The 13990-nt window shown below is 59.0% G+C and carries 12 protein-coding genes; 3 read left to right on the top strand and 9 right to left on the bottom strand.

The annotated features are described in order from the left end of the window. Positions 1 to 191: 191 nt before the first annotated feature. The 3 genes from P12x_RS19830 to P12x_RS19820 form a co-directional block, all read right to left on the bottom strand. Positions 192 to 815: a hypothetical protein gene (locus P12x_RS19830; protein ID WP_435006392.1), complete on the bottom strand. Its 624-nt coding sequence runs from the start codon at positions 813 to 815 to the stop codon at positions 192 to 194. 509 nt (positions 816 to 1324) lie between these two features. Further along, positions 1325 to 2662, bottom strand: coding sequence for a di-heme oxidoredictase family protein (locus P12x_RS19825; RefSeq protein ID WP_435006391.1), 1338 nt, complete (start codon positions 2660 to 2662; stop codon positions 1325 to 1327). A gap of 126 nt (positions 2663 to 2788) precedes the next feature. After that, positions 2789 to 3244 (bottom strand): BlaI/MecI/CopY family transcriptional regulator, encoded by a 456-nt coding sequence (locus P12x_RS19820; protein WP_435006389.1) that lies wholly within the window; start codon positions 3242 to 3244, stop codon positions 2789 to 2791. 188 nt (positions 3245 to 3432) lie between these two features. Here P12x_RS19820 and P12x_RS19815 point away from each other — a divergent pair, with 188 nt between their 5' ends. From P12x_RS19815 to P12x_RS19805, 3 genes are all read left to right on the top strand, one after another. Beyond that, positions 3433 to 4653 (top strand): M48 family metallopeptidase, encoded by a 1221-nt coding sequence (locus P12x_RS19815; protein WP_435006388.1) that lies wholly within the window; start codon positions 3433 to 3435, stop codon positions 4651 to 4653. A gap of 238 nt (positions 4654 to 4891) precedes the next feature. Continuing rightward, positions 4892 to 7309 (top strand): PAS domain S-box protein, encoded by a 2418-nt coding sequence (locus tag P12x_RS19810; RefSeq protein ID WP_435006387.1) that lies wholly within the window; start codon positions 4892 to 4894, stop codon positions 7307 to 7309. 14 nt (positions 7310 to 7323) lie between these two features. Then, on the top strand, positions 7324 to 8295 hold the full coding sequence (locus P12x_RS19805) for an NAD-dependent epimerase/dehydratase family protein (protein WP_435006385.1): 972 nt from the start codon (positions 7324 to 7326) through the stop codon (positions 8293 to 8295). A gap of 69 nt (positions 8296 to 8364) precedes the next feature. Here the strand turns inward: P12x_RS19805 and P12x_RS19800 are convergent, their stop codons facing one another. The 6 genes from P12x_RS19800 to P12x_RS19775 form a co-directional block, all read right to left on the bottom strand. Beyond that, on the bottom strand, positions 8365 to 9417 hold the full coding sequence (locus tag P12x_RS19800; protein ID WP_435006383.1) for a peptidylprolyl isomerase: 1053 nt from the start codon (positions 9415 to 9417) through the stop codon (positions 8365 to 8367). A gap of 130 nt (positions 9418 to 9547) precedes the next feature. After that, entirely contained in the window at positions 9548 to 10273 is a 726-nt protein-coding gene (locus P12x_RS19795; protein WP_435006382.1) for a metal-dependent hydrolase, read from the bottom strand. Positions 10274 to 10356: 83 nt separating this feature from the next. After that, positions 10357 to 11514, bottom strand: a complete 1158-nt coding sequence (locus tag P12x_RS19790) for a hypothetical protein (protein ID WP_435006381.1) — start codon at positions 11512 to 11514, stop codon at positions 10357 to 10359. 173 nt (positions 11515 to 11687) lie between these two features. After that, positions 11688 to 12185: a YajQ family cyclic di-GMP-binding protein gene (locus tag P12x_RS19785; RefSeq protein ID WP_435006380.1), complete on the bottom strand. Its 498-nt coding sequence runs from the start codon at positions 12183 to 12185 to the stop codon at positions 11688 to 11690. Positions 12186 to 12362: 177 nt separating this feature from the next. Further along, entirely contained in the window at positions 12363 to 13355 is a 993-nt protein-coding gene (locus P12x_RS19780) for a pyridoxal-phosphate dependent enzyme (RefSeq protein ID WP_435006378.1), read from the bottom strand. A gap of 23 nt (positions 13356 to 13378) precedes the next feature. After that, complete coding sequence (locus tag P12x_RS19775) at positions 13379 to 13810, bottom strand: NIPSNAP family protein (protein ID WP_435006376.1); 432 nt, start codon at positions 13808 to 13810, stop codon at positions 13379 to 13381. Positions 13811 to 13990: the final 180 nt, after the last annotated feature.

The raw sequence follows: 13990 nt of genomic DNA, 5'->3' as shown, positions 1-13990 counted from the left end.
CATCTCGCCGGCGGCGCCAGATTCGAAGAGGGCGACCGTTGCGATCGAAACCAAAAGGAATCGATGACACCGTCTGACCGGCTCGAATCCCTTGGGCCATCATCGAATTCCTGGGCGATCGATCGATCTGAAAGATCCGATAATCCCGTTGTAACGGACCTTGCCCCGTACGTAAAGGCACCACCCGAGAGTCAGATGGCGTGCCTCGTCCGATCCGGATACCAATCGAGGACGACCGCATTCCGAAAGCAAAAAAGCCCGAGACGTCGAAGGAGTACCATCGAGGCGTAGAAGCTCACCACCCAGAAGAGATAACAGGCGATCGACTGAGCGAGATCTCCCCGGATTCGAAGCATCCCCGCGAACAACCCCGTCACGATAACGACATAAGCCGAGGTCTCCAGGCATGGTTTGAAGTAGGTCCAGCCCAGCCTGCGGATGGCACGGTAGACGGTCGCCGGATTCGCCGCCAGTGGCGACTCGTGGATCAAGGAGGCCAGAAGCGCCATCTGGGCGTAGGCCATACCCGGCACAAGGAGATCGATCAAGACGATCCGATCCATCAGGTCGACTTCTCCGCAACCGATCCAGTAGGTCAGAGCCGGCAGGCCCCCGACCAGCCCTCCTATGATCAGTGCCCAGAACCAGCGACCAAGCCCCACCCCGATTTCGATGAGATCCCAACCGGGCGACCTCGGCTGGCTCACCTCTCCCAATGCACTCGTGATCAGCACCTGGCCCAAGAACAGCAGGATATACCCCGCCACGGCGAGGAATAAGATCAACTGCGGGATGGCAAACAACAGTCCGACCAATATCAGCCCGCCTCGATCCATCGAAGTAAGGATTGCAAAGGTAAAGGAGGTCGAGAACCAGAGGACAGGTGGTAAGAAGATCAGGAGTCCGATTCCCGAGGCATTCCAGAGCGGATAGAGGAGGCTGTCAAGATATCGGGTCTCCGCACTCGTGGGAGGAGTGACAAGACCGTCCCCTCCGAAGCCTCCGCTTCCCAGCCTTCGTTTTTCGGTCCGTCTTTTCACGAAGGTTGCTGGTGGCCTTTGAACATCCATAGCCGGTGATGGCGAGTTCGGTACCACTATCGTCGAGGAGGGCTCGGGGACCTTCAGGAATGAACCACACCGAGGACACTTTCCCAATCGGCCCGGGACGGCCCCCGGCGCTCTCATCCTCATTCCACAAGAGCAGAGAAGGATGATGACGCTCATCTCATGGGGATCCCGTGAAATCCAGGAGTGGGCGGAAAGTGACGGCCCTTCGATTCCGACGTTTCGGGCTCGAAGGGCTTGCCTCTCCAACTCACGAATCAATGAGCCGAAGTCGCCAGGGCTGGCACGTTAGAGATCGCCGACGGAGCCCGGAAGGTCTCAAGAAATGCGATCAGTGATCGTTGCTCGCTCGAGGGCAGCTTTTTGTAACGTTCCACCACGTTCAGGGCCTCGCCTCCGTGGAGCACGATCGCTTCGTCTAGGGTCTTCGCTCGACCGTCATGAAGATAAGGAGCTGAATCGGCCACGCCCCAGAGCGGAGGGGTTCGCCATTCCGTGTCGCTGGGCGGAACCCCCTCCTCATCGTCGAAGCCAGGAGTCGAAGGCGGGTCGCCATTGTATCCATTACTCGATGCAAGGTCGGAGCCCATCTCATGAATCAACAGATTCGAGTAGAACCCTTTCATCGTCCCGAGATCTGGAGTATGGCAATCGGCACAGCCGATGGCCGAAAAGGTCGCCGATCCTTCCTGGACTTGCTTGATCGCTCCCGCGGAGGAGGGGAGCACTTGAACGGGAGCCGGGAGGTCTCGCAAGTAGTCGGTCATCAAGGAACATTGTGCCTCTGATAGGTCGATCCCTTGAGCCTGATATTCTGGCTTGGCCAGGGAAGTCGCCTGCTTCCGCGAGGGATTCGATAGTCCTAGCTCATTGGCACAAGCGGCCCGGACAAAGTCGTCGAGCGATGCGAATTCGGCCTTCCAGCCAAATCGACCGACCCGACCATCCGCCATCCGGACCACTCGACCACGGACGCTCGGGTCCTTCGCTCGGCTCAGACCTGCGATCCTCGCCAGACTTGAATTTCGACGTTGCTCGGCGTAGAGCAAGTCCTCGGAAATCGCGTCGAGTAGTCCATCACCAAAAAGGGCGGGGGTATTCCGCTGCGTGATCAATACGCCCGAGGGAATGGTGCATCGAAAGTTCGGATCAACGAGCCGCTCCAATTCGATCGAGGGCGTTCCTGGCAACCCGGGCAAAACCAAGTTGAGACGCTCCTGGAAATCGGGACGGGTTGCATGGGAATGAATCACGCCCAAGGGCGGGATCGACTTATCCTTGGGGAGGAGGGATGGGGAGGCTCCATAAATTGTCACATTGTTCTCGACCGGCCCGCCTCCTCCTGGACCTCCCTGGAAGTGACATTCCACGCACGATCGAGCATTGAATATCGGTCCCAGGCCGTCTCCCGAACTCAACGGATCGTTGATCTTCCACTGGTGATGGAATAGCTCGGACCCGGCTGCGACTGCCCGAGCATCGACCTTGACCGGAGATGGAGCGGGCCAGAACCGCTCTCCGATCTTGTAGATCGGCGGGACGATCAGGACGAGTGCGATCAGGTGAGCCGGTCGGATTCGGCGGAAGCTGGCCATGTGACGGTCTCCGGGGCTTGATCACTCGATCAAAATTGGCACGAGGCGCAAAAGTTCCCGCCCAGACCGCTACCGGGCGATCGGTTCGAATTTCCCAACTCAACGATACGACCCGACGGAGTTTGACTACGAAGCAGTCCCGCCGGACTTACCCGAATCTTTTTGCGTGGGAGGAGAGGCCGAACCTGTCTTCATCTGATCGAGCAGGGCACGGACTTCCCCGGCATGTTGAGCGTCGAGTGGATGTGATTTAAGAAGATGGAGAACCAGCAATCCAGGCTCGCCCTGATAAAGCTTGTCGACCAAGCTCTCGACTCTCTTTTGCTGGACATCCCCGACCGAGACGACCGGCCGATAGACAAATGCCTGGTCGCTCCGATCGCTCTCGATCACCTTCTTGGTCTCGAGGCGATCTAATAGCGTAGCGACCGTTGCATAGGACCAGGGTTGGCCCTTTTCACCGGTATGCCCGGCCGCCTTGAGCGTCTCCAGGACGTCACGGACGGAGGCCTGGCCACGGTCCCAGAGGACCTTGAGAACGTCTAATTCCGAATCCGGTATGGAAAGAGGCGGCTTGGCCATGATCGATCGTCTCGCTGATGAAGGCACCGACGGATTGGCGACGCGTCCGTCGCCGGGGGTGGGCCGGGTTGACCAAGGTCTCCGGTCCTCGTATCCTAAGACAAGTGTCGTCCGATCGTCAAGGGATCATCGGACAATTGTCATAAAAACAAGATCGGCCTTCGGGCGACGACGTTGGAGACGGGTCGATGCGTCGCGATCGGCCCCCCCTCGGACTGGTCTGCTCTGGTTGTAAATCGCCGCTTGATCTCCTGAGTTCCGACACCGGGTCCGACCTGCGGCTGAGATGTCCCGGATGTGGCCGGTCCTTCACGGCCCGGAAGAAAGCGCCCCCATCGAGATCTCCCGAACCACCCCCGGTTGGTGGATTGACTCTGGCCGTTCGAGGTGCGACCCTGCGGGTCCTCCCCTGGGTCTATCACGCAGGCGTCGTCGCGGTGTCCATCGTCATGTTATCGATGGGTTGGATCATCCCGGCCATCCGGCGATGGCTCGACGACGAACTTGATGGGCTGGATGACCTGGTGAAGATGGTTGGAGGGATCTGGATCGCCTCGGAATCAAAAAATCCGGACAACGATTTCGGGCCACGACTTCGTCGGATCGATGCACCCGGGATCTTCGACGAAGTCGTCGACATAGCCAGGAGGCTGGGTGTCCGACCTCCCGAGGAGATCCGGTTGGCGTTCCTGCCCTGTTGCGGAGTAGTAGCCTGGCGTCGATCCACGGCGCTCCTGCTGGGTTTACCTCTCCTTGACGTACTCTCCATAGAAGAGTTGAGAGCGGTCCTGGCCCATGAATTGGCCCATATGGCCAAGGGTGATCCCGCTCGCTCGGTCGGTTCGATCAGGCTCATCGAAGGTCTCGGTCGAGCACTCGACGACCCGGATGGTCGGGTCTGGGGACCTCTGCGCTTCTGGTCCGAAATTTGTCAATCTGCAGCACTCCGTTTGGTCGGTCCGATCGCCCGAGGGCAGGAAGCCCGTGCGGACCGAGCCTCAGCCGGCATCGCCGGGGGGCCGGTTGCCGCCACTGCCTTGATGAAAGTGGCACTCGTTCAGCCGATCTTCCGAGAAATTCTAAGTCAACATCTCTCCGAGGTGGGCAACGAGCATAACCTATACGCGACTTTCCGACTTTTCTGGCTGAAGCTTCCGGAATCGCTCCTGGAGGCAATGAGGCTTCGATTGCTCGTCGTGCGAGAAGTTGACCGAGACTCGCCCCATCCTCCCTTGCCCGATCGATTTACGATGCTCCAGAATTTCCCCCCCCAACCCACCAGCTCGACCGATCAATTCTCCGCCGCCACCCTGATCGGTGACCTCGAATGGCTCGAACAGATGCTTCATGATCGACTCTTCGGCCTCCCGAAAATCGAGCCTAGCATCTTTCATCGGGCGGGCAGTTGATCAACGTCGAAGATCGAGGAGCCGTGAGCGCCGATCGACTCGAAGATCAATCGACCCTCGCAAGAAATTCTTCAAAGTTTCAAGTCTTTGCGCCGAGCGGAGGATGTCAGGACGCGATCTTGACATCACCCTAACGGGAGTAAGATACTAGAAATCCTCGGCGAGAATCGGTATCCGAAGATTCAACAATTGGGCCGGTTTAAGGCAGCAAAGACGCTGGATTGAATGGAAATCAATTATGAATGAGACCGCCATACTGGCGGATCATCTCGATCAGCGGATCGACGCGATCCTCAAAATCTGGAGGAATACCGTCGATCGGAACGGGGACGTTCCCGGTTCGGAGAAGTTGTCGACTAAAGAGTTTGTAGATCACATCCCGGAATTATTGGACAGGCTATCCGAGCGGCTTCGAGGTAGGACGGCGGAGACCACCCCAACAGCTCAAAAGCATGGACAGCATCGCTGGAATCAAGGATACGAAATCGGCGAGGTCGTCACCGAGCTCGGACACCTCCGGTCTACCTTGATGCGGGCTACCTTCGCCTTGGCCCGCTCCGAGAATTACGACATCGACTGGATCGAGGCAACGAGCAGGGCGATCGACGAAGTGATCGACGAAGCCACTGCCGAATCGGTCCAAAAATTTGAAGCAGATTCGAAGAGCCGCAGCCAGTCGATCCTGGATGAATTCGAGACTCGCAAAACGGCTGCGGAGTCGGAACGTATCAAACTCGAGACGCTCTTGAACAATCTCCCGATCGGAGTCTGGGTCGCCGAGGTGGATGGTTCGGTCTTGAGCCTCAATCGCGAGGCCGTCCGGCTCCAAGGTTTCGAAGAGAGCGAGACGGGTGGATGGATCAACTCCTCAAACCTGGCGAATTATTATCATCTTTTCCATTTCGATGGTCGGGAATATCAACCGGAAGAGTTCCCGATTTATCGCGCCCTCCGGGGAGAAACAATCATCCAGGAGGACGTGATCTGGCCTGATCACACGGGTGATCGAGTTGCCAGCATCTACGCCGCTCCGATGGCGGGAGCTGATGGCACGATTGTCGGTGCCGTCGCCGTTGCTCAAGATATTTCCGACCGAAAGCGGCTCGAAGAGGACCTGGCGATCTCCGATGCTCGAATCCGTGCCATCGTCGAGAAGTCGCCGGTCATGATCTGGCGTGCCGATCAATCCGGATCTCGGGATTTCTTCAATGAAACATGGCTCGCTTTTCGAGGTCGATCTCTCTCGGAAGAAGCCCAGGAAGGTTGGCAAGAGGGAGTTCATCCCGAGGATCTAACCCGGGTCCTCGAGACCTTTCGGCTCGCGTTCGAGCGACGCGAAGGGTACGAGAGCGTCTACCGGCTCCAAAATCGGGAGGGTCGATTCTGTTCGGTCACCGACCGAGGAGCCCCCTATCACGACACGCGAGGTACATTCCTCGGCTTTCTAGGATCTTGCCTGGACATCACCGACCGGGTCGAGCTCGAATGCAAACTGGAGCAGCAATCGATCCACAAGAGTCGGCTCATGTCGGCGCTTTCGCACGATGCTCGTACGCCTCTCAACGCGGTCGTCCTCTCAGCCAAGCTGCTCGAGTCCCAGGTTAAGGACCAGGACGATCCGGAAGTTCAGGAGTGCCTCCGGACCATCCGCAATGCGGTCCGCAACGTCCTCGACTTACTGAGTGACTTGCTGGACCTGACCCGGATCGACGCGGGTGCGACTCGTGCGGAGGCATCGCGTTTTGCGCTCAAAGCCACGCTCTCCGAATGCCTCTCCAGCATCCTACCACAGGCTCAGGCTAAGGGCCTCGCGGTTCGACTCGAGTTGGGGGATCTCGAAGACGCTCGACTGGAGACCGATCGGGCCAAACTCAAGCAAATCCTATCCAATCTCCTCTCCAACGCCTTGCGTTATACCGATCGCGGAGAGATCCGGCTCTTCGCCGAGCGGCCGAGCGGGCGGATCGTGATTGGAGTCCAGGATACGGGCGTTGGAATCGCCGAAGTCGACCATCTCAAGATCTTCGATGAATTCGCGGTCCTCGAACATCCACAGCGTGTCCTCGGAGAAGGGACGGGCTTGGGGCTTGCGATTTGTCGGCGTCTTGCCAACCTTCTTCAAGGCGAAATCTTGCTGGAGAGCGAATCCGGTCGGGGCAGCACATTCATTCTTTCGCTCCCGAACACGGTCTTGACGACCGAGTCGGCCCGAGCCGAGGCCCCGCAGGGTGAGCCATCTCGCAGCTTCGATGGTGCAATCCTGATCGCCGAGGACCACGTCGATAGTCGCCGGACATTGGCCAAGGTCCTCCGCCGAATGGGTTATCGCGTCCTCGAGGCAGGGGATGGCCGCGAGGTTCTGGAACTGGTCCGACAGGAACGTCCGATGGTAGTCCTGATGGACGTGAACATGCCGGGACTTGACGGCGTCGAGACCACTCTGGCACTCCGGAATGATCCCGAGTTCCAGAGTCTGCCGATCCTGGCCTTGACCGGCGACGTGACGATCCTCAATCAGCAGAGGATCGGCGAGGCAGGGGTCGATGGTTACCTGGAGAAACCGGTGACCTGGGAGCGGCTCGAAGCCGCGCTGGACCAATTACGGATTCGACTGAATCCCACGAGCTCGGACCTTCCTGAGGCCGAAACGAGTTGATCGGAGGTTCGAGAGTGCGCGTCTTGATGACGGGCGGCTACGGCTGCATAGGATCCTGGGTCGCTCGACAATTGATCGAGAAGGGCGAAGAGATCTGGATCTTCGACCTCAAGGAGGACAAGCATAGGCTCGCTCTCCTGCTGGGTGACGAACAATTGGAGCGAGTGCACTTCGTCCCGGGTGACGTCTCGGATGCCGTGGCCGTTCGAGCGGCGACCGAGAAAGTCGGAGCGACTCATCTCCTTCACCTGGCAGGACTTCAAGTCCCGACTTGTCGGAACGATCCTTTGCTCGGAGCCAGGGTGAATGTCCTGGGGACCTTGGCGGTGTTCGAAGCGGCCTGTGCACTCAAGGGGCAAGTCGAGCGGGTGGTCTATGCCAGCTCGGCCGCTGTTCATGGCCCGGCCGATCCCTCCACCCCCGGACCAATCGGCGACGAGGTTCGCCTCTCTCCCCTGACGCATTATGGTGCGTTCAAGGTCTGCAATGAGTTGAACGCCCGTGTCTACTGGCTTGATCGAGGGATCTCCAGCGTCGGCCTGCGTCCCTGGACCGTTTACGGCGTCGGCCGTGACTTCGGGGTGACCAGCGAGCCGACCAAGGCAATCAAGGCGGTCGCAGCCGGGCGATCCTTCGCAATCAGCTATGGGGGCCTTCAAGACCTCCAGTACGTTGGTGACGTGGCCGCCGCCTTCCTGAGGTCACTCTCGGCACCTTTTGAAGGGGCCGACGCGTTTAATGTCCGGGGGACGGTCGTCCCGATCGAGAGATTCGTTGAGTCGCTCCGCAGGGCCTCGGGAGTCGATCGGGTGACCCATGGCGATCGACAGTTGCCGATCGCTCCAGATCTCGACGACTCGCGACTGGAAGCCCAGCTCGGTCCATTCCCTCGGACCACTCTCGACGAGGGAGTCGCCGAGACTTATCGCAGATTTATCGAACTGAAGGAATTAGGCCGACTCGATCTTTCCGATCTCGACGCTTGAACAAGGAAGGCCGGGCCTCGTTGATTTCGAGGACCGGCCTTTCGATTTCCGACTTTGAAGCGACAGAGGTTACTTCGGTGCGGGAGTCGCCGCTGGGCTAGCACCGGGAGGCGTGGCTTTCGGGAAGAGATCGTCGGGCATCGGCTTAATGTCGATCTTGGCCGATTTTCTCTCTTGGTCTACAATCCGTTCCTGAAGCTCCATGGCGTACTCATTCTGGATGGATAGCTTCTTCTGCTCGTAGTCGATCGGAGTACCCTCTTTCCGATCGGTTACCTGGATCAAGTGGTAACCAAAAGGAGTTTCGACGGGTTCCGAGATCGAACCTTTCTTGAGTTCGAAAGCGGCATTCGAGAACTTGGGCTCGAACTGACCTTTGCGGAGGAAATAGCCAAGGTCACCGCCGCTCGGACTAGCCTTGTTTCCATCGTCTTCCGAATACTTGTTGGCTGCGTCAGCAAAGGAGATTTTGTTGGCGTCAATTTCTTTTTTGATCGCGAGCAGTTTCTGCTTAACCGCTTCCTTTTCGGCCGCAGGGGCCGATGGCTCCACGCGAAGGACGATGTGGCTGGCGCGGACCTGAGTCTGGTTGAACACGTCCTTGTTATCGGACACGTACTTCTTCAGATTGGCATCGGTGGCGACGGCATTGACGTAATTCCGCCATCGGAGTTTCTTGTTCATCTCTTCACGAACCTGGGCTTTCGAGATTCCAGCCGCGGCCAAGGCGACGCCGATATCTTGCCCGTCCTTCTTGAGGGCCTCCTCCAAGGATTTATATTCCTGGTCGATCTCCTTTTCGGTCACGGCGATCTTCTGCTTGGCGAGGAACTGGTTGACGAGCTTGAAGTTGATGAGACCTTCGAGCCCTACCCGGTACATCTCCTGTTCGCTGATGGCTCCGGGTGGGATACCCGCGCTATTCAGGTGCTGATAAAGTTCGCCCCGAGTGACCGTCTCACCGTTCACGGTCGCGAGTACTTGATCGAGGATCGCGGGCCGCGGCGGAGCGGTCGCGGTCTTGGCCGCGGATTTGCCGTCGGCTGGAACCTGAGCAGACGCGACCGTTGTGAGACAAGCGACAATCGCGGCGATCAGGAAAGAGTGGACGAACTGACGCATCGGAACGCATCTCCCTGACGTGGGCCAACTCCTGGAACGTCGGTCGGCAAACGACCCTATTCACGGGATTGTAGCGTTCATGAGGGAAAATCGCCGCGCCAATTTCGATCGATCCGCCTGGCCTCGAGCCTCAAGGATGGGTCGCTCTGCGGATTTTCTCGGCGAGCGCCGAGGCATATCGTTGAATCGGAATATCGAGTGCAGGCAGGTCGAAGGTCGTGGGATCCATCGGCCAACGCTGGATCGTCAGCCAGGAAAGATAGGCCAGAAGTCCATACATCGCGACCGTGGTCCAGGGCGAGGGAGCCCAAAGCTTGATAGCTGTTCCGAAAGCCTTGTTAACCCTGGCTCCCCTCAAATCGACGCTGCAAATCTCGTCCAGCAAGAGATGCGAAAAGAACCCAACCATCACCGCCACCCCCATCAACACCCGAAGTCCATGGTAGTTGCTGGGATAGAAGAGATAAGTCGCCAGTCCCCAGACGGCGCAGGTTGGCAGGCTATGGCTAATCCCTCGATGCTTGGATAATCGAGAAAGGACTCGGCGGAGCCCGTGCCGAACCCCGATGTAAGCCAGGACCATGGCCCAGAGATGGACTTCGAAGATGGGCCTCGGGTCGGCCCGACCGACGGAATCCCAAACCGCTACAGCCGCGAGGACTCCCAGGATCCCGGTAAAACCCTTGAGTTCGACTCCTGTTGCCGAATCCAGGTCGGGCAAGAGCCCTCCGAGGGTCGTCAAGAGGGTCGCGACGGTCCCATAAAACCAGTGGACGCCCAACATCAGGTACGTCGCGACCGAATATCCAACTCCGAGAAACCAGGCGAAGCCGATGTGCTGTCGATAGTTGCCCATCGGCCTCAAGCGGATCGCGGTCTACTTTCGGCCAAATTCGTTTCTGCAGGGCCGCGAGTAAACCGCTGATCTCTCCTTCCTCGTCAAGCCGCCTGGAGCCATCGGCGGATCCGGCCGAGTTCGCCGGTCCAATCGGGTCCGGTCCGGCACCGACCGTATGCATCGTACAGCAGGTCGAGAGTCTCGACCAGATGACGAAGTGCGTCGATCCGCGCGACCTGTAGATCGTGACCGGAAACACCCTCGATCTTCGGCAGGGCTGCACCGGTCACAGCCAGGGTCTCCGCCTGAAGAGTTAGTTCATACTGCGAACCGTGGCGGACCAGGATCAGGCCAGCCTTACGCGGGAGTTTGCCCGCCTGAATCGCCCGAAAGGCCTCGGGCAGGCGGGTTGGCCCTTCGGTGGTCAACTGATCTCGGCCAGTCTCACCCCGGGGGCAGTCGAGCGTCAAGGTCTTGGCGAGCATCACCGTCACGTCGGAGCCGTCAGGCAGAGCGACGGTATCCCCGTCGGCCTGAAGGACATGCCAGAGCCAGATCAAGAACTCGTTGCCCCAGAAATCAGGGCGCGCCACGTCGGTATCCGACCATGCCACCGACGAGTGGCCATCCTCGCCGATAAATCCGATCGGCCCGAGAGTCTCGACTCGACCCGATTCACCTCGGGCCTCGGCCATCGAGTGGGCCAGGCTCCCGGCGCTGATCGGCTCGAGGATTCGGTCGAAAGTTTCTCGAAAGAGCGTCTGAAGTCGATCGAGCACTGAAAGACTCGCCGTGCCGGCATACAGGACGTTCGACTGACCGTCCCAGAGGACAGGGTACTGCGCCATCCGTCGAAATCGACCATCGGCGGCTTCGGACTCGGCCCTGGCCTTGGCAGCCTCCTTGGCCTCCTGCCGCTGGGCCTTGTTCGGGAAACCACTCGGATTCATCCGGGCCCGGGCATCCGTCTCCATCTTGGTGTAGGCCCGTAGGAGCGTCCCGGGGATCTTGTCGGTGTCGACCCGGATCGCCAGGTGAAATGCGTCGTTGAGCAAGTTCTTACCGAAATCGATCGTCGTGTCCAGGACGTGGTCGCCGCCCGCCCAGCCCACGGATACCCCGTCCGTTGGATCTCCCGATCCGTGGCGGCCGATCAAGTGCTGGTTGGCCTTCTCCAGGGTCTCTTCGCCGAAGGGCAGGGGACTCTCTCCGCCGACCCGGAACCGAGCATACGTGACGCGACCATTCAAGAAGCCCATGTCGGCCCTCCTAAAGCCAATGACTCTCGACCCTCTCCGCTCCGACGCTCGGCGACGGCGCGAGAGAACCGAATCGTTGGCTAGATCGGCCCGACCGTCCGGACTGCTCGACCGTTTCCGAACATCGGTAGAAATCCGATGACCGGAGGGTCCCGTTCGGGGAACCTTGCGGCTCAGGTGAAGTTGTTGAATTGGAGCGGATATTCCGGCCCGTGTTCTTTCAAATGTGCGATCACCGACTGCAACTCGTCGACCTTTTTACCCGTCACCCGGACCTTGTTATCCATGATCTGAGACTGGACCTTCAGTCCCATCCCTTTGATGTCCTTGACGATCTTCCGCGCATCCTCCGATTCGATGCCGACGTGGAGCGTGATGACCTCTCGGACCGATTCGTGAGTGGCCTCCTCAATCTTGCCGCGTTTCAGGGCGTTAACGGCAACTCCTCGCTTGGCCATTTTCTCCTTGAGCATCTGGATCACGGTATCCAGTTGGCCTTTGTTGTTCGCATGCAAGGTGAGCTTGTTTTCCTTCTTATCGTACTCAATGCTTGCCTTGGTCCCCTTGAAGTCATACCGAACGGCAATCTCGTGCTGGGCCTGCACGACGGCGTTGTGCATCTCGGCGGTATTGACCTCACTCACGATGTCGAAGGAATGATTGTCGGCCACGGCAGGCAGGGCTCCAGGGGCGGTTCGAGGTTCGGCGGATTGTTCGATTCAATCAGTTTATCACTCTAGTTGAGCGATCGCCCGCCCATACGTCGAGCCCTGCATCGAATCCGGGATCGGTAGGACCGCTTTCGACCCTAGAATCCAAGTCTTCTCAAATAACTCACTGACCCTAACTCACAGCCATTTCGCTGCCAGGGCCTCGAATAATGGCCCGAGATCGACGTTTCCACCGGTAATGATGATCCCGACCCTCAGCCCATCGACCTTTACTTGCCGGTTGAGGACGGGGGCGACCGGGACCGCGCACGACGGTTCTATGATCATCTTGAATCGTTCCCAGACGAACTTCATCGCATCGAGGATCTCGGCCTCGGTCGCTGTCACGATGGAGTCCACTCGCTCCTGAATGATCGAGAAGGGACGTTCGCCCAGAGATGTCCGCAATCCATCGGCGACCGTCTTCGGGTCATCCGAGGGCTGGAGAGTGCCGGTCGACAGGGATCGCTGGGCGTCGTCGGCCTGTTTCGGTTCGGCCCCGATCACGCGAGTAGCCGGAGATCGCCCCTTTACCGCCACTGCAGTTCCGGCAAGGAGGCCTCCCCCACCCACGGGGCAGAGCACCAAATCAAGCGGCCCGGCCTGGTCGAGCAACTCCCAGGCTGCCGTGCCCTGACCGGCGATCACATCCCAGTTGTCGAATGGATGAATCAAGGTGTAGCCGTGAGTCCGGATCAGGCCCTCGACCGTCGATTCGCGTGCAGCCAGGGTCGGCTCGCAGGAGACGACTCGGGCTCCGTAACCTTCCGTGGCCGCTCGCTTGACGGCGGGGGCCGTCCTTGGCATGACCACGCAGACGGGAACCCCGAGCCACTTCCCCGCCTGAGCCAGAGCTTGCGCGTGATTGCCCGACGAGTGAGTGACCACCCCCGTAGCCCTGGCGGATTCTCCCAGTTGAAGGAGGGCGTTCATCGCCCCTCGAATCTTGAAGGCACCCACCTTCTGAAGATTCTCCGACTTCAGGAAGACCGAGCCGCCCGTGATCTCATCGAGAGTCCGAGAGGTCATGACAGGGGTGCGGTGGACCCAGGGTGCGAGACGTTTCGAGGCCCGGCGGATATCGTCGACGCCGAGCCCTTCCCTCAATCCGGTAACGGCGTCGATCGACATTTCAAGTTCTCACTCTTTTTCGTTTATTTGATCGGGCTGTAGTCGGTCGGGTTCAAGAAGACCGATTCAACCTTCTTCACGATCTTGCCGTCGGCTTCGCTGGCGTCACGAGCCTTGTGCCATTCGGGATCGGCGCCGAAAGCTTTCCAGGACTTCTCACGCGCCTCCATGCTGGGATAGGCGAGCAGGTAGACCAACTTCTCGTTCTTTCCGTCCTTCTCTTCTGCCGGCGTCCAGTAGCCAATGTTCTCCATTCCGTGCTTCTTGAAAAGCTCGGTTGTGTGCTCGCGGAATCGCTTGTTGAGGGCCGGGAGCCGCCCCTCGTGAGTGTAATAGGTGCGCATCTCGAAGACGCGATCCTTGCCGGGCGAGCATTCCTGACCTGACTTTTCCTCGGCAAAGCTGGGAGCAGCCAGCAAGGCGAGGAGTCCGAAGGTAACAGCTGAGCGAAACATGGAAGTCGTTCTCCACTGTTCGGGTTGGATTCCTTGGCAATCGAAAAGCATACGGCGGCGGACTCGACCGGGGCAACCCTGGCCCGGTCATTGGAGAGGTCGGACCGCTTGACGATGGCGTCGAGAACGACGTAGATTAAACTGATGACCCTGTCGACTTTCGGACGTCGCCCGTAACAC

Origin of the sequence: Tundrisphaera lichenicola (assembly GCF_051175385.1) — a bacterium.
GTDB classification, from domain to species: Bacteria; Planctomycetota; Planctomycetia; order Isosphaerales; family Isosphaeraceae; genus Tundrisphaera; species Tundrisphaera lichenicola.
Note: the sequence above shows the minus strand (reverse complement) of the source record. Positions and strands in the feature narration are given on the sequence as shown.